Origin of the sequence: Tardiphaga sp. 42S5, assembly GCF_034044155.1 — a bacterium.
Taxonomy (GTDB): Bacteria; Pseudomonadota; Alphaproteobacteria; order Rhizobiales; family Xanthobacteraceae; genus Tardiphaga; species Tardiphaga robiniae.
Window position 1 is genome coordinate 4,699,766 of record NZ_CP139027.1, and the last position, 14,656, is coordinate 4,714,421.

Genomic DNA, 14,656 nt, shown 5'->3' on the forward strand with positions numbered 1-14,656 from the left:
TTTCTTTTCCCTGTTTCGCCCTGTCTTCCCGAGGCTTACCGGCAGATCCGGACCTCGAAGGTCAACAGTGTCATCCCTGCGGCAACCTGGCGGCCGCAGTGAGACGACGTGAACTTACTTATCCTCGACCACGCGGACGAGGTGCTGCACTTTGGTGATCATGCCGCGAACTTCAGGAGTGTCCTGCAATTCGCTGACGCGACCGATCTTGTTGAGCTTGAGGCCGATCAGCGTAGAACGCTGCGAGTGGTGCCGGCGAATTGCGCTGGCGACCTGCTCGACCTTGATCATCTTTGCGGCCTTGGCCATCGTGATAACTCCAAAAAGTCTTTTTAGAGGGCATGATCCTTATCAGAAAAGCGGAGATCCACTTTTCCGAATCATGCCTGTTATTCGGCAACCAGCTCGGCGTCACCGCCAACGCGGCGCGACTGCAGGGTGGACACCTTGATGTTGCGGCGAGCAGCAACCGAACGCGGCGAATCCTGATGCTTCAGCGCGTCGAAAGTGGCGCGAACCATGTTGTAGGGATTCGACGAACCGATCGACTTGGCCACCACGTCCTGGATACCCAGCGTTTCGAACACAGCGCGCATCGGACCGCCGGCGATGATGCCGGTACCAGCCGGAGCGGCACGCAGATACACGCGACCCGCGCCATGACGGCCAGCGATGTCGTGATGCAGCGTGCGACCTTCGCGCAGAGCGACGCGCGTCAGGTTGCGCTTGGCCGACTCGGTTGCCTTGCGGATTGCTTCCGGAACTTCACGGGCCTTACCGTGACCGAACCCGACCCTGCCCTTCTGATCGCCGATGACGACCAGAGCTGCAAAGCCGAAGCGCTTACCGCCCTTGACGACCTTCGCCACACGATTGATGTGGACGAGCTTGTCGACGAACTCACTATCACGCTCTTCCCGGGGGCCCCGGTCGCGTCCGCCGCGTTCGCGTTCACCTGCCATGGTGTTTTCCAATCCTTGCGAAGCTTTCGCTTCTAACCCTGTGTCCGTTCAAATCTGCAACTTGCAAATCAACGAAAGTGAAATCGCTTAGAAGCTGAGCCCGCCTTCGCGAGCTGCATCTGCCAGCGCCTTGACGCGGCCGTGGTACAGATACTGACCACGGTCGAACACCACTTCCTTGACGCCATTCTTGACCGCACGCTCTGCCAGCAGCTTGCCGACAGCCTGCGCCGCATCGACGTCCGCACCGGTCTTGCCGGTTTCGCGCATCGCCTTCTCCAGCGACGACGCGGAAGCGAGCGTCTCGCCCTTCAGGTCGTCGATGACCTGCGCGTAGATGTGCTTCGACGAGCGGAAGATCGACAGGCGCGGACGGCCATTGGCAGTCCGGCGGAGCGAGAGCCGCACGCGTTGCTTGCGCCGGGCATTCGTAATCTTGAGTTTCGACATGACCGGCTCCGTTACTTCTTCTTGCCTTCCTTGCGGAAGATAAACTCGTCGGAATAACGTACGCCCTTGCCCTTATAAGGCTCTGGCGGACGATAGCTGCGGATCTCCGCGGCTACCTGACCGACGCGCTGCGAGTCGTTGCCGGCGACGTTGATCTCGGTCGGCTTCGGCACCGTGATGGTGATGCCTTCCGGGATCGCGTAGACGACATCGTGGCTGTAACCGAGCGCCAGCTGCAGGTTCTTGCCCTGCAGGGCCGCACGATAACCGACGCCGGTGATCTCGAGCTTCTTCTCGAAACCCTTGGTAACGCCTTCGAGCAGATTCGCGATCTGCGCGCGAGCGGTACCGTACAGTGCACGGGCGCGATTGGTTTCGACGCGAGGAGCAACCTTGATTGCACCCTCTTCCATCTTCACCACCACGTCGTCGTGCACGACGAACTGAAGAGCGCCCTTGGGGCCCTTCATCTTGACGGTCTGGCCTTCGACGGACGCGGTAACTCCCGCGGTCACCGCCACTGGCTTCTTGCCAACTCGTGACATGACTGATCCTTCCTCAGAACACCGTGAAGAGAACTTCACCGCCCACATTCGCGTCGCGCGCGTCGTGGTCGGCCATAATTCCCTTGGGCGTCGACAAAACGGAGATACCGAGGCCGTTCTTCACGCGCGGCAGGTTCTTCACCGAGACGTAAACGCGACGTCCTGGCTTCGAAACACGCTCGATTTCGCGGATGACCGGTTCGCCATCGAAATACTTGAGTTCGATCTCGAGTTCCGAACGGCCCGACGAATGCTCGACGCTGGCGAAGCCACGGATGTAGCCTTCGTTCTTCAGCACTTCGAGCACGTTGGCGCGCATCTTGGAGCCCGGGGTCGAAACCTTGGACTTGGTACGCATCTGCGCATTGCGGATACGGGTGATGAGATCGCTGATTGGATCGTGGGTCGACATGTTCCGCCCCCCTTACCAGCTGGACTTCACGAGCCCGGGAACCAGGCCCTTCGAGCCCAGTTCACGCAGCGCGATACGGCTGAGCTTGTTGATACGATAGACCGAATGCGGACGACCGGTGATTTCGCAACGGTTCATGATCCGAACGGGCGATGAATTGCGCGGAAGCTCGGCGAGCTTCAGCGTTGCGGCGAACCGCTCTTCCATCGGCTTGGTCTTGTCGGCGATGATGGCCTTGAGACGCGCGCGCTTCGGCGCAGCGTTCGCGGACATCTTCTTCCGACGGTTGTTCTTCTCGATCGAACTCTTCTTTGCCATGCTTGGCTCCTGGGTTACCGCGTTTGAGAAGCTTTTCAGCTACTCACTGCCGGAACGGGAAATTGAAAGCGGTCAACAAAGCGCGGGCCTCGTCGTCGGTGCGCGCAGTGGTGCACACCGTGATGTCCATGCCCAGCGGCGTATCCCCGGCCTTGTCGAAATCGATTTCCGGGAAAATGATGTGCTCTTTGAGACCGAGCGAGTAGTTGCCACGGCCATCGAAGCTCTTGGCGTTCAGGCCACGGAAATCTCGCACGCGCGGCAGAGCGACGTTCACCAGACGATCGATGAACTCGTACATCTTCGTCTTGCGGAGAGTCACCTTGGCGCCGATCGGCTGGTTTTCACGCAGCTTGAAGGTCGCGATAGCAACGCGCGAATAGGTCACGATGGCCTTCTGACCGGCGATCAGCGACAGGTCGCTGGCAGCGGTTTCGGCCTTCTTGCGGTCGTTCACAGCTTCACCAACGCCCATGTTCAAGACGATCTTGTCGAGGCGCGGAACCTGCATGACGTTTTCGTAGCCGAACTGTTCAGTCAGCTTGGCACGAATGGACTTGTCGTATTCGACGCGCAGGCGCGGAATGTAGACGGTCTCAGACATCGATCTCTGCTCCCGAACGCTTGGCGATGCGCACCTTGGTGCCATCAGCCTGGATCTTGAAACCAACGCGAGTCGGCTTGCCGTCCTTGCCGACGATCGCGATGTTGGACAGTTGGATCGGCGCCTCTTTCGAGATGATGCCGCCTTCCTGTGCCTGGGTCTGCTTCTGGTGACGCTTGACCAGGTTGACGCCGCGAACCAGCGCCTTGCCCTCGGTCGGGCGCACTTCAAACACTTCGCCGGTACGGCCCTTGTCGCGACCGTTCAGCACGATGACCTTGTCACCCTTGCGAATTTTGGCAGCCATTACAGCACCTCCGGCGCAAGCGAGATGATCTTCATGTGGTTCTTGGCGCGCAGCTCACGCGGCACGGGCCCGAAGATACGGGTACCGATCGGCTCGGACTGATTGTTGATCAGCACGGCAGCGTTGCGATCGAAGCGGATGACAGAGCCATCCGGGCGGCGAATGTCCTTGCGGACGCGCACGACGACCGCCTTCATGACGTCGCCCTTCTTCACCTTCCCGCGTGGGATGGCTTCCTTGATCGATACGACAATTACGTCGCCAACGGATGCATAACGGCGCTTGGATCCACCAATCACCTTAATGCACATGACACGGCGTGCGCCTGAATTATCGGCCACGTCGAGGTTGGTCTGCATCTGAATCATTGATGCACCTCGTCCTCTGATTATGCGCTATTGCGCGTTTTTAGGCAGTCTTCTTCTGTTCGCCCCGGACAACCGTCCAGTGCTTCAGCTTCGACATCGGCTTGCTCTCTTCGATCCACACCATGTCGCCCGGCTTGAACTCGTTGTTCTCGTCGTGGGCATGGTAGTTTTTCGAACGGCGAATGGTCTTCTTGTAGATCGGGTGCGTAAAGCGACGGTCAACGCGAACAACAACCGTCTTGGCTTGCTTGTCGCTGACGACCACGCCCTGCAGAGTACGTTTCGGCATGTTCGGCCCCTTACTTCGACTTACCGTCGCGCTTCTGCGCGGCGATGGTCTTGATTCGTGCAATATCACGACGCGCCTCACGAAGGCGAGAGGTGTTTTCCAGCTGCCCGGTGGCGCGCTGGAAGCGCAGGTTGAAACGCTCCTTCTTCAGATTGAGGACGGCGTCGTCCATCTGATCGGGGCTCATTGCGCGGATATCGCTGGTTTTCATTTCGGCCATGGCTCTACTCCGCAATGCGCGTAACGAAACGCGTCTTGATCGGCAGCTTGGCGGCAGCGAGGGTCATCGCTTCCTTGGCAATCTGCGTGGTGACACCGTCGATCTCGAAGATCACTCGGCCTGGCTTGACGCGCGCAACCCACAGTTCCGGGGTACCCTTGCCGGAGCCCATTCGGACTTCAGCGGGCTTCTTCGAAACCGGAAGATCCGGGAACACCCGGATCCAGACGCGGCCGGCACGCTTCATGTGACGGGTCAGCGCGCGACGGGCAGCTTCGATCTGACGCGCGGTCAGACGTTCCGGCGCCATCGCCTTCAGGCCGAACTGACCGAAAGCCAGCGTGGCGCCCGAAGTCGCAACGCCGTGGATCCGGCCCTTATGCGCCTTCCGGAACTTGGTCTTCTTTGGTTGCATCATGGCTTACGCCCTCAAACCTTCTAATTAAACGCTCAAGCAGCGTCGCGACGCGGCCGGGAATTGTCACCCTCGGCCATGCGCTTGTCCTGAGCCATCGGATCGTGCTCGAGGATTTCGCCCTTGAAGATCCAGACCTTGACGCCGCAGGTGCCGAACGTCGTGAACGCGGTGGCTACGCCGTAATCGATATCCGCACGCAGCGTGTGCAGCGGCACGCGACCTTCGCGATACCATTCCATACGCGCGATTTCCGCACCGCCCAGACGACCCGAGCAGTTGATACGAATGCCTTCGGCGCCGAGACGCATGGCCGACTGCACTGCCCGCTTCATCGCACGGCGGAACGCAACGCGGCGCTCGAGCTGCTGTGCGATCGACTCGGCGACCAGGGTCGCATCGAGCTCCGGCTTGCGGATTTCGACGATGTTGATCACCACGTCCGACGAAGTGATGTCGGCAACCTTCTTGCGAAGCTTGTCGATGTCAGCGCCCTTCTTGCCGATGACAACACCCGGACGAGCCGACTGAATGGTCACGCGGCACTTCTTATGCGGGCGCTCAATGATGATCTTGGCGACGGCAGCCTGCTTGAGCTCCTTGTGCAGGATCTCGCGGATCTTGACGTCTTCGTGCAACAACTTGCCGTATTCGTTCTTGCCGGCATACCAACGTGAATCCCACGTACGGTTGATGCCAAGACGCAGACCGATTGGATTGATCTTCTGACCCATCTTATTCTCCTGCGCCTGCTTACGCTGCTGCTTCTGCTTCGACCTGACGAACGACAATCGTCAGCTGCGCAAACGGTTTAAAGATACGGCCCGAACGGCCACGGCCGCGCGGACTGAAACGCTTCATCACGATGCCCTTGCCGACATGCGCCTCGGAGACGATCAGTGCGTCAACGTCGAGGTCATGGTTGTTCTCGGCGTTAGCGATCGCCGATTCCAGGCACTTCTTCACGTCGACCGCGATCCGCTTGCGCGAGAACTGCAGGTCGGCGAGTGCAGCCGAAGCCTTGCGGCCGCGGATCATCTGCGCAACCAGGTTCAGCTTCTGCGGGCTCACGCGCAACATGCGGGCGATCGCCTTGGCCTCGTTATCCGGGAGGCTCCGTTCGCGCTTTGGCTTGCTCATGACTTAGTCCTCAGCCCTTCTTGGCTTTCTTGTCGCCGGCGTGGCCATGGAAGGTACGGGTCGGCGAGAACTCGCCGAACTTGTGACCAACCATTTCCTCGTTCACAGCGACAGGTACATGCTTCTGGCCGTTGTAAACGCCGAAGGTGAGACCCACGAACTGCGGCAAGATCGTCGAGCGACGGCTCCAGATCTTGATCACATCATGACGACCAGACGAACGAGCGGCATCTGCCTTCTTGAGCAGCGAACCCTCGACGAACGGGCCTTTCCAGACTGAACGAACCATGTCCGGCGATCCTTACTTCTTCCGCTTGTGGCGGCTGATGAGAATGAACTTGTTGGTCGACTTGTTCGACCGGGTCTTCTTGCCCTTGGTCGGCTTGCCCCAGGGCGTAACCGGGTGACGACCACCCGAGGTACGACCTTCACCACCACCGTGCGGATGGTCGATCGGGTTCATGACGACGCCGCGGTTATGCGGACGCCAGCCGAGCCAGCGGGTACGACCGGCCTTGCCGATCGAGATGTTCATGTGATCCGGGTTCGACACAGCGCCGATGGTGGCGGTGCAACGACCGTGAACCAGGCGCTGTTCGCCCGAATTCAGACGGATGATCACGTAATCATGGTCACGACCGACGAGCTGGGCATAGGTGCCAGCGGAACGAGCGATCTGGCCGCCCTTCCCGATCTTCATCTCGACGTTGTGGATGATCGTGCCGATCGGCATGTTGCCGAGCGGCATGACATTGCCCGGCTTCACGTCGACATAGCTGCCGGCGATGACGGTATCGCCAACGGCCAGACGCTGCGGCGCCAGGATATAAGCCTGCTCGCCATCGGTATACTTGATCAGCGCGATGAACGCGGTGCGGTTCGGATCGTATTCCAGGCGCTCGACCACGGCCGGAACGTCGACCTTGGAACGCTTGAAGTCGACGATACGATAGGACTTCTTGTGGCCACCGCCACGGAAGCGCACCGTGATGCGACCGGTGTTGTTACGACCGCCAGCCGAGTGCTTGCCTTCGGTCAGAGCCTTGACAGGCTTGCCCTTGTACAGCGCGGAACGATCCACCATGACCAGCTGACGCTGGCCGGGTGTCGTTGGGTTGAATGTCTTAAGTGCCATCGTTGATCGCCCTTACAGTCCGGTCGTAACGTCGATGCGGTGGCCCTCTTCGAGGGTCACGATCGCACGCTTGACGTTCGACTGTGAACCGAGGTTGCCACGGAAGATCTTTGTCTTGCCCTTGCGAACCAGCGTGTTCACGCTCTTTACCTTGACGTCGAACAGCTTTTCGACGGCTTCCTTGATCTGCGGCTTGGTGGCCTTGCCGTCGACCTTGAAAACAACCTTGTTGAATTCAGAAGCGACAGTGGCCTTTTCCGTCACCACAGGGGCGACGATCACGTCGTAATGGCGCGGGTCGATATTCTTCATTTGAAGCGCGCCTCCAACGCATCAAGCGCCGCCTTGGTCAGAACCAGCTTCTGACGACGCAGAATGTCATAGACGTTGATGCCCTGGATCGGCAGCACGTCGATGTTCGGAATGTTACGGGCCGCCTGAGCGAAACCGACATGAACCTCGGCGCCATCGATGATCAGCGCGTTGGTCAGGCCGAGACCCGTGAAGTGACCGAGCAGAGCCTTGGTCTTGGCGGCTTCCAGGTTGGCGTTCTCGATCACGATCAGGCCGCCGTCCTTGGCCTTCGCCGACAGAGCATGCTTCAGCGCGAGTGCACGGACCTTCTTCGGCAGATCGAACGCATGGGAGCGAACGACCGGACCGAAGGCACGACCGCCGCCGCGGAACTGCGGAACGCGAGCCGAACCGTGACGAGCACCGCCGGTGCCCTTCTGCTTGTACATCTTCTTGCCGGTGCGCCAGATTTCGGCGCGGCCCTTGGCCTTGTGGTTGCCCGACTGGCGCTTTGCGAGCTGCCAGTTGACGCAACGCTGGATGATGTCGGCGCGCGGATCGAGACCGAAGATGGCATCCGACAGCTCGATCGAGCCGGCGTCCTTGCCCTCAAGCGTGGTGACGTTCAGTTTCATCTCACGCTCCTTCCTGCTCAGCCGCAGGTGCTTCAACGGTCGCACCCTCTCCTGCCAGCTTGAACTTGCCGGGCTTCGGCGCGTCCTTCGGCAGAGCCTTCTTCACCGCATCGCGAACCGAAATCCAGCCGCCCTTGGAGCCGGGAACGGCGCCTTCGACGAGGATCAGACCGCGCTCGACATCAAGCTGCACGACGCGCAGGTTGAGCGTGGTGATACGATCGACACCCATGTGACCGGGCATCTTCTTGTTCTTGAAGGTCTTGCCGGGATCCTGACGACCACCGGTCGAACCGATCGAACGATGCGAAACCGACACACCGTGCGTGGCGCGAAGACCGCCGAAATTCCAGCGCTTCATACCACCGGCGAAGCCCTTACCGACCGAGGTGCCGGTGACGTCGACGAACTGGCCAACCACGAAGTGGTCTGCCTGAATCTCGGCGCCGACCGGGATCAGCGCGTCTTCCGACACGCGGAATTCCGCGACCTTCCGCTTGGGTTCAACCTTGGCGACCGCGAACTGGCCGCGTTCAGCCTTGGGCAAATACACGGTCTTGCGCGAGCCCGATCCGAGCTGCAGCGCGACGTAACCGTTCTTCTCGCTGGTGAGGTGGCCAACCACCTGGCAGTTACCCAGCTTGAGCACGGTCACAGGGATATGTTCACCGGCGTCTGTGAAGACCCGGGTCATCCCGACCTTTTGTGCGATCACTCCGGAGCGCATCGGCGTGCTTCCTGTTCTTTCTGTCCGTTTGACCGGACGGGACCTAAATACTTAGAGCTTGATCTCGACGTCGACACCGGCGGCCAGGTCGAGCTTCATCAAAGCATCGACTGTCTGCGGGGTCGGATCGACGATATCGAGAAGACGCTTATGGGTGCGCATCTCGAACTGCTCGCGGCTCTTCTTGTCGACGTGCGGCGAACGGTTGACCGTGAACTTCTCGATGCGCGTCGGCAGCGGGATGGGTCCACGGACCTGTGCACCCGTGCGCTTCGCGGTGCTTACGATCTCACGGGTCGATGCATCGAGGATACGATGATCGAACGCCTTGAGACGAATGCGGATATTCTGGCCGTTCATTGCCGTGTCTTTCTTTGAAAGCGAATGGTTGTTGCGAGTAGCGAGTAGCGAGACCCGCTACTCACGACTTCCTGTTCGCGTCCTTACTCGATGATGCTAGCGACGACGCCTGCACCAACGGTGCGGCCGCCTTCACGGATGGCGAAGCGCAGCTTCTCTTCCATCGCGATCGGCACGATCAGGTGCACTTCCATGGCGATGTTGTCGCCCGGCATCACCATTTCGGTGCCTTCCGGCAGATGCACAACACCGGTCACGTCGGTGGTGCGGAAGTAGAACTGCGGACGGTAGTTGGTGAAGAACGGCGTGTGACGGCCACCCTCTTCCTTGGTCAGGATGTAGGCCTCGGCCTTGAACTTGGTGTGCGGCTTCACCGAACCCGGCTTGCACAGCACCTGGCCGCGCTCGACGTCTTCACGCTTGGTGCCGCGCAGCAGCGCGCCGATGTTGTCGCCGGCCTGGCCCTGATCGAGCAGCTTGCGGAACATTTCAACGCCGGTGCAGATCGTCTTCTGCGTGGCGCGGATGCCGACGATTTCGATTTCCTCGCCGACCTTGACGATGCCGCGCTCGACGCGGCCGGTCACGACCGTACCGCGGCCCGAGATCGAGAACACGTCTTCCACCGGCATCAGGAACGGCTGGTCAACCGGACGCTCCGGCTGCGGGATGTAGCTGTCGACGTTCTTCATCAGTTCGAGGATCGCGTCGTGACCGAGCTTCTGGTCCGAGTTTTCGAGAGCGGCCAGCGCCGAACCCTTGATGATCGGAATGTCGTCGCCCGGGAAGTCGTACTTCGAGAGCAATTCGCGGACTTCCATTTCCACGAGCTCGAGCAGCTCCGGATCGTCGACCATGTCGCACTTGTTCAGGAACACGACCAGCGCGGGAACGCCGACCTGGCGGGCGAGCAGGATGTGCTCGCGGGTCTGCGGCATCGGGCCGTCGGCGGCCGACACGACCAGGATGCCACCGTCCATCTGCGCGGCGCCGGTGATCATGTTCTTCACATAGTCGGCGTGGCCGGGGCAGTCGACGTGGGCGTAGTGGCGGTTGGCGGTCTCGTATTCGACGTGAGCGGTCGAAATGGTGATGCCGCGGGCCTTTTCCTCGGGCGCCTTGTCGATCTGGTCGTAAGCGGTGAACGTGGCACCGCCCGTCTCTGCCAGCACCTTCGTGATCGCCGCCGTCAGCGACGTCTTGCCGTGGTCAACGTGACCGATCGTACCAATATTGCAGTGCGGCTTGTTACGTTCAAATTTTGCTTTGGCCATGACTCTCTCCGTTTAGTCGTCAACTGTCGCTAACGACAATCAGGCAAACTTCTTCTGGACTTCTGCCGACACATTGGCCGGCGCTTCCGCGTAGTGATCGAATGACATCGAGAACGTTGCACGACCCTGGCTCATCGAGCGCAGCGTGTTCACGTAACCGAACATGTTCATGAGCGGCACCATCGCGTTGATGACGTTGGCGTTGCCGCGCATGTCCTGACCCTGGATCTGACCGCGCCGCGAGTTCAAGTCGCCGATGACCGAACCGGTGTAGTCTTCCGGGGTCACGCATTCGACCTTCATGATCGGCTCGAGCAGAACGGACTTGCCCTTCTGCAGCGCGTCGCGGAGTGCCGCGCGCGAAGCAATTTCGAAGGCCAGTGCCGACGAGTCGACGTCGTGATAGGCGCCGTCAACCAGCTGGACATGAACGTCGACCACGGGGAAGCCCGCGACCACGCCCGAGGTCATGACGCTGTTGAGACCCTTTTCGACGCCGGGGATGTATTCCTTCGGAACCGAACCACCGACAACCTTGGATTCAAACACGAAGCCCGAACCCGGCTCGCCCGGCTCGACCACGAACTTGACGCGGGCGAACTGGCCGGTACCACCGGTCTGCTTCTTGTGGGTATAGTCGACTTCAGCGCGCTTCGTGATCTTCTCACGGAACGCCACCTGCGGTGCGCCGATATTCGCGTCGACCTTGTAGGTACGGCGCAGAATGTCGACCTTGATGTCGAGATGGAGTTCGCCCATGCCCTTCAGAATGGTCTGGCCGGACTCGTGGTCGGTCGACACGCGGAACGACGGATCTTCCGCGGCGAGCTTCGCCAGAGCGACCCCCAGCTTTTCCTGGTCGGCCTTGGACTTCGGCTCGATCGCGATTTCGATCACCGGTTCCGGGAATTCCATGCGCTCGAGAATGACCTGCTTGTCCGGATCGCAAAGCGTGTCACCGGTGCGGGCTTCCTTGAGGCCAGCCAGAGCGACGATGTCGCCGGCAAAGGCTTCCTTGATGTCTTCGCGGTTGTTCGCATGCATCAGCAGCATGCGGCCGATACGTTCTTTCTTCTCACGGGTCGAGTTCACGACACCGGTGCCGCTCTGCAGAACACCCGAATAGATGCGGCAGAAGGTGATGGTGCCGACGAACGGATCGTCCATAATCTTGAATGCGAGCAGAGCCAGCGGCTCCTTGTCGTCCGCCTTGCGGAGGATCTCGTTGCCGTCTTCGTCCGTGCCCTTGATGGCAGGAACGTCAACCGGCGACGGCAGATAATCGACAACCGCGTCGAGCAAAGGCTGCACGCCCTTGTTCTTGAAGGCCGAGCCGCAGAGAACCGGGTAGAACGCGCCAGTCAGCACGGCCTTGCGGATCAGACGCTTGAGGGTTGCCTCGTCCGGCTCGGTGCCATCGAGGTAAGCAGTCATCGCCTCATCGTCGAGTTCGACGGCGGCTTCGAGCAGCTTCTCGCGATATTCCTTGGCCTTCTCGACCAGGTCAGCCGGAATGTCGACGGTTTCGTACTTCGCGCCGAGGGCCTCGTTGTTCCAGATATAGGCCTTCATGATCACGAGATCGACCATGCCGACGAAGTCGTTCTCCGCGCCGATCGGCAGCTGGATAGCAACGGGCTTCGCACCGAGACGATCGATGATGTCCTGCAGGCACTTGTAGAAGTCAGCGCCGGTCTTATCCATCTTGTTCGCGAAAACGATCCGCGGAACCTTGTACTTGTCGCCCTGACGCCAGACGGTTTCGGTCTGCGGCTCGACGCCCTGGTTGGAGTCGAGAACGCACACGGCGCCGTCGAGCACGCGCAGCGAACGCTCGACTTCAATCGTGAAGTCGACGTGGCCGGGGGTGTCGATGATGTTCAGGCGATGGCCGTTCCAGAATGCAGTGGTAGCGGCGGACGTGATGGTGATGCCACGCTCCTGCTCCTGCTCCATCCAATCCATCGTCGCGGCACCTTCGTGCACTTCGCCGATTTTGTGGCTCTTGCCGGTGTAATAGAGGATGCGCTCGGTCGTTGTCGTCTTACCGGCATCGATATGCGCCATGATACCGAAGTTACGGTAGTCCTCAATGGCATGTACGCGAGGCATGGGATGTTCCTTAAATTCCGGAGTTTCGCCGTTACCAGCGATAATGCGAGAATGCGCGATTGGCTTCCGCCATCTTGTGCACGTCTTCTCGCTTCTTCACGGCGTTACCACGGTTGTTCGACGCATCGAGCAGCTCAGCCGAGAGACGCTCGGTCATGGTCTTCTCGTTGCGAGCGCGTGCAGCGGTGATCAGCCAGCGAATACCCAGCGCCTGGCGCCGAATGCTGCGGACTTCAACCGGCACCTGGTAGGTAGCGCCGCCGACGCGACGCGAACGAACTTCGATCGTCGGCATCACATTTTCCAGAGCCTGCTCGAACACGCCGAGCGGACCCTGCTTGGTCTTCGCTTCGATCATTTCGAAAGCACCGTAAACGATGGTTTCGGCGGCAGACTTCTTGCCGTCATACATGATCGAATTCATGAACTTGGTGACGATGACGTTCCCGAACTTCGGATCCGGGTTAACTTCACGCTTTTCAGCAGAATGGCGACGAGACATCGATCAGACCCCGGCTTACTTCGGACGCTTCGCGCCGTACTTCGAACGACGCTGCTTACGGTTCTTGACGCCCTGGGTATCCAGCACGCCGCGGAGAATGTGGTAACGCACGCCGGGCAAATCCTTGACGCGACCGCCGCGGATCATGACCACGGAGTGCTCCTGAAGGTTATGACCTTCACCCGGAATGTAACCGATGACTTCGAAGCCATTGGTCAGACGCACCTTGGCAACCTTACGAAGCGCCGAGTTCGGCTTCTTCGGAGTCGTCGTGTAGACGCGCGTGCAAACGCCGCGCTTCTGCGGCGACTGCTGCAGCGCAGGAACCTTCTTGCGCGACTTCTGAATTGCGCGCGGAGTAGCGATCAGCTGGTTGATCGTCGGCATGTCAGCCTTCACCCTTTAGTTCGCTCGAAGCCGTAACGGCTTCCTCAAAATCACATCGGAGCAACCTGCCCCACGGTTCGCATCACGTGAAAAGCTTCACGCAAAACGAAATCACGCCAACCATTCATTGCTGAACGGAAAGCGCTTAACGCCACAGAGGACCGCGATCATGACCGCCAGACTTGCGTCTTTAGATCTGCACCGAGGTCATGCATTCGAATTTAATCTCAAGAGAGAAGTCTCTCAGGAGACAAACGTCGTTTTGGCATTGCCTTGATATAGCGACAGCGTTTGAGCTTCTTGGTCGAGGTTGGTGCCCGATTAGCTCCGAAAAGCCGACTGGGTGATCCGTTCCGACACTGGCGAAGCTCACCGCCTGTCGTTGAATGGCCGGGTTGTATCCGCAGGGGATACCCAAGTCAACAACAAAGCGCGATGAAAGAAACGCTTCTCGCACTGCATCTTCTAGCATGTGGATCATGACAGAACATACGCGATTTCGACGCCCGACATGTCATCCACGAAAGAATCCGCGACTCGGATTCGTTGCAGTTTGATGAAAGAGAATCGCCTGGGTTGCGGATTTTTTGCGCCCTGCCCCGCCGACGCGCATCCGATGCGAGTCGTATCGCGTCCCGAATCGGCACACCGGGCCAGCATCGATCAGCAGCAAATATTACCAGGGGTCCGAATGGAGAGGGACACAGCCCACCCCACCCGACACTCACGACCTGCCAATCAAGTCGACGCAGGGAGCCGCGCTATAACCTTGATCTCGAAATCGAAGCCCGCCAGCCAGTTGACCCCGACCGCGGTCCAGTTCGGGTACGGCGGCTCGCCAATCACGGCCAATCGGACGGCGTTGACCGCCGCGAACTGCGTGGCCGGGTCGGTGTGGAAGGTGGTCACGTCGACCACGTCGTCGAATGTGCAACCTGCCGCCTTCAGCACGGCCGCGAGGTTATCGCATGCCAGCTGGACCTGCTGTTCGAAAACCGGTTCCGGCGACCCGTCTTCTCGGCTGCCGACCTGGCCGGAGACAAACAGGAGGTCGCCCGAGCGTATCGCCGCCGAATACCGGTTGATCTCGTAAAGCGCCTGCCGGCCGGCCGGGAAAATCGCGTCGCGTTTGGTCATGGTGTCAGTCCTGTTCAGAGATTATATACGCCCCGTATGTCAGCATAATCCGACATACGCCTC

At 59.8% G+C, this 14,656-nt stretch carries 25 protein-coding genes; all 25 read right to left on the bottom strand.

What is annotated here, in order from left to right; all coding sequences use genetic code 11:
* Positions 1-114: 114 nt before the first annotated feature.
* Positions 115-309 (bottom strand): 50S ribosomal protein L30, encoded by a 195-nt coding sequence (rpmD, locus tag SFY93_RS21985; RefSeq protein ID WP_068731463.1) that lies wholly within the window; start codon positions 307-309, stop codon positions 115-117.
* Between the two features lie 80 nt (positions 310-389).
* Complete coding sequence (rpsE, locus tag SFY93_RS21990) at positions 390-962, bottom strand: 30S ribosomal protein S5 (protein WP_068731465.1); 573 nt, start codon at positions 960-962, stop codon at positions 390-392.
* Between the two features lie 87 nt (positions 963-1,049).
* Positions 1,050-1,412 (bottom strand): 50S ribosomal protein L18, encoded by a 363-nt coding sequence (gene rplR / locus SFY93_RS21995; RefSeq protein WP_068731467.1) that lies wholly within the window; start codon positions 1,410-1,412, stop codon positions 1,050-1,052.
* An 11-nt stretch (positions 1,413-1,423) separates the two neighbouring features.
* Positions 1,424-1,957, bottom strand: a complete 534-nt coding sequence (gene rplF / locus SFY93_RS22000) for a 50S ribosomal protein L6 (RefSeq protein WP_089268177.1) — start codon at positions 1,955-1,957, stop codon at positions 1,424-1,426.
* A gap of 13 nt (positions 1,958-1,970) precedes the next feature.
* Positions 1,971-2,369 (bottom strand): 30S ribosomal protein S8, encoded by a 399-nt coding sequence (gene rpsH, locus SFY93_RS22005; RefSeq protein ID WP_089268176.1) that lies wholly within the window; start codon positions 2,367-2,369, stop codon positions 1,971-1,973.
* A 12-nt stretch (positions 2,370-2,381) separates the two neighbouring features.
* On the bottom strand, positions 2,382-2,687 hold the full coding sequence (rpsN, locus tag SFY93_RS22010) for a 30S ribosomal protein S14 (RefSeq protein WP_089268175.1): 306 nt from the start codon (positions 2,685-2,687) through the stop codon (positions 2,382-2,384).
* 43 nt (positions 2,688-2,730) lie between these two features.
* Positions 2,731-3,291, bottom strand: coding sequence for a 50S ribosomal protein L5 (rplE, locus tag SFY93_RS22015; RefSeq protein ID WP_120291946.1), 561 nt, complete (start codon positions 3,289-3,291; stop codon positions 2,731-2,733).
* Positions 3,284-3,598: a 50S ribosomal protein L24 gene (gene rplX, locus SFY93_RS22020; protein WP_068731477.1), complete on the bottom strand. Its 315-nt coding sequence runs from the start codon at positions 3,596-3,598 to the stop codon at positions 3,284-3,286. Before rplX ends, rplE begins: the two co-directional genes overlap by 8 nt.
* Positions 3,598-3,966 (bottom strand): 50S ribosomal protein L14, encoded by a 369-nt coding sequence (rplN, locus tag SFY93_RS22025; protein ID WP_068731479.1) that lies wholly within the window; start codon positions 3,964-3,966, stop codon positions 3,598-3,600. The genes rplX and rplN overlap by 1 nt, the downstream gene beginning before the upstream one ends.
* A 40-nt stretch (positions 3,967-4,006) precedes the next feature.
* On the bottom strand, positions 4,007-4,255 hold the full coding sequence (rpsQ, locus tag SFY93_RS22030; RefSeq protein WP_089268173.1) for a 30S ribosomal protein S17: 249 nt from the start codon (positions 4,253-4,255) through the stop codon (positions 4,007-4,009).
* Between the two features lie 10 nt (positions 4,256-4,265).
* The gene (gene rpmC / locus SFY93_RS22035; RefSeq protein WP_089268172.1) at positions 4,266-4,475 is read right to left on the bottom strand and encodes a 50S ribosomal protein L29; all 210 of its coding nucleotides are present in this window, start codon (positions 4,473-4,475) and stop codon (positions 4,266-4,268) included.
* 4 nt (positions 4,476-4,479) lie between these two features.
* Positions 4,480-4,893 (bottom strand): 50S ribosomal protein L16, encoded by a 414-nt coding sequence (gene rplP, locus SFY93_RS22040; protein ID WP_089268171.1) that lies wholly within the window; start codon positions 4,891-4,893, stop codon positions 4,480-4,482.
* A gap of 32 nt (positions 4,894-4,925) precedes the next feature.
* A complete protein-coding gene (gene rpsC, locus SFY93_RS22045) occupies positions 4,926-5,624 on the bottom strand; it encodes a 30S ribosomal protein S3 (protein ID WP_068731624.1) in 699 nt (232 codons plus the stop codon).
* 19 nt (positions 5,625-5,643) lie between these two features.
* On the bottom strand, positions 5,644-6,030 hold the full coding sequence (gene rplV / locus SFY93_RS22050; RefSeq protein WP_068731486.1) for a 50S ribosomal protein L22: 387 nt from the start codon (positions 6,028-6,030) through the stop codon (positions 5,644-5,646).
* Between the two features lie 10 nt (positions 6,031-6,040).
* A complete protein-coding gene (gene rpsS / locus SFY93_RS22055; protein WP_089268170.1) occupies positions 6,041-6,319 on the bottom strand; it encodes a 30S ribosomal protein S19 in 279 nt (92 codons plus the stop codon).
* Between the two features lie 12 nt (positions 6,320-6,331).
* Positions 6,332-7,165 carry a 50S ribosomal protein L2 gene (gene rplB, locus SFY93_RS22060; RefSeq protein ID WP_068731490.1) on the bottom strand — a complete coding sequence of 278 codons (834 nt, stop codon included), beginning with the start codon at positions 7,163-7,165 and terminating at the stop codon, positions 6,332-6,334.
* 12 nt (positions 7,166-7,177) lie between these two features.
* Positions 7,178-7,477: a 50S ribosomal protein L23 gene (locus SFY93_RS22065; RefSeq protein WP_068731492.1), complete on the bottom strand. Its 300-nt coding sequence runs from the start codon at positions 7,475-7,477 to the stop codon at positions 7,178-7,180.
* Positions 7,474-8,094, bottom strand: a complete 621-nt coding sequence (gene rplD / locus SFY93_RS22070) for a 50S ribosomal protein L4 (protein ID WP_089268169.1) — start codon at positions 8,092-8,094, stop codon at positions 7,474-7,476. The genes SFY93_RS22065 and rplD overlap by 4 nt, the downstream gene beginning before the upstream one ends.
* Before the next feature lies 1 nt (position 8,095).
* Positions 8,096-8,821: a 50S ribosomal protein L3 gene (rplC, locus tag SFY93_RS22075; protein WP_068731496.1), complete on the bottom strand. Its 726-nt coding sequence runs from the start codon at positions 8,819-8,821 to the stop codon at positions 8,096-8,098.
* Between the two features lie 51 nt (positions 8,822-8,872).
* Positions 8,873-9,181 (bottom strand): 30S ribosomal protein S10, encoded by a 309-nt coding sequence (rpsJ, locus tag SFY93_RS22080; protein WP_013166261.1) that lies wholly within the window; start codon positions 9,179-9,181, stop codon positions 8,873-8,875.
* Between the two features lie 83 nt (positions 9,182-9,264).
* Positions 9,265-10,455 carry an elongation factor Tu gene (tuf, locus tag SFY93_RS22085; protein WP_184517871.1) on the bottom strand — a complete coding sequence of 397 codons (1,191 nt, stop codon included), beginning with the start codon at positions 10,453-10,455 and terminating at the stop codon, positions 9,265-9,267.
* Positions 10,456-10,494: 39 nt separating this feature from the next.
* Positions 10,495-12,567 (bottom strand): elongation factor G, encoded by a 2,073-nt coding sequence (gene fusA, locus SFY93_RS22090; RefSeq protein WP_089268268.1) that lies wholly within the window; start codon positions 12,565-12,567, stop codon positions 10,495-10,497.
* A 31-nt stretch (positions 12,568-12,598) separates the two neighbouring features.
* Positions 12,599-13,069 (bottom strand): 30S ribosomal protein S7, encoded by a 471-nt coding sequence (rpsG, locus tag SFY93_RS22095; protein ID WP_068731502.1) that lies wholly within the window; start codon positions 13,067-13,069, stop codon positions 12,599-12,601.
* A gap of 15 nt (positions 13,070-13,084) precedes the next feature.
* Positions 13,085-13,456 (bottom strand): 30S ribosomal protein S12, encoded by a 372-nt coding sequence (gene rpsL / locus SFY93_RS22100; protein ID WP_068731626.1) that lies wholly within the window; start codon positions 13,454-13,456, stop codon positions 13,085-13,087.
* Positions 13,457-14,194: 738 nt separating this feature from the next.
* Positions 14,195-14,593, bottom strand: a complete 399-nt coding sequence (locus SFY93_RS22105; RefSeq protein WP_320444599.1) for a RidA family protein — start codon at positions 14,591-14,593, stop codon at positions 14,195-14,197.
* Between the last annotated feature and the right edge of the window lie 63 nt (positions 14,594-14,656).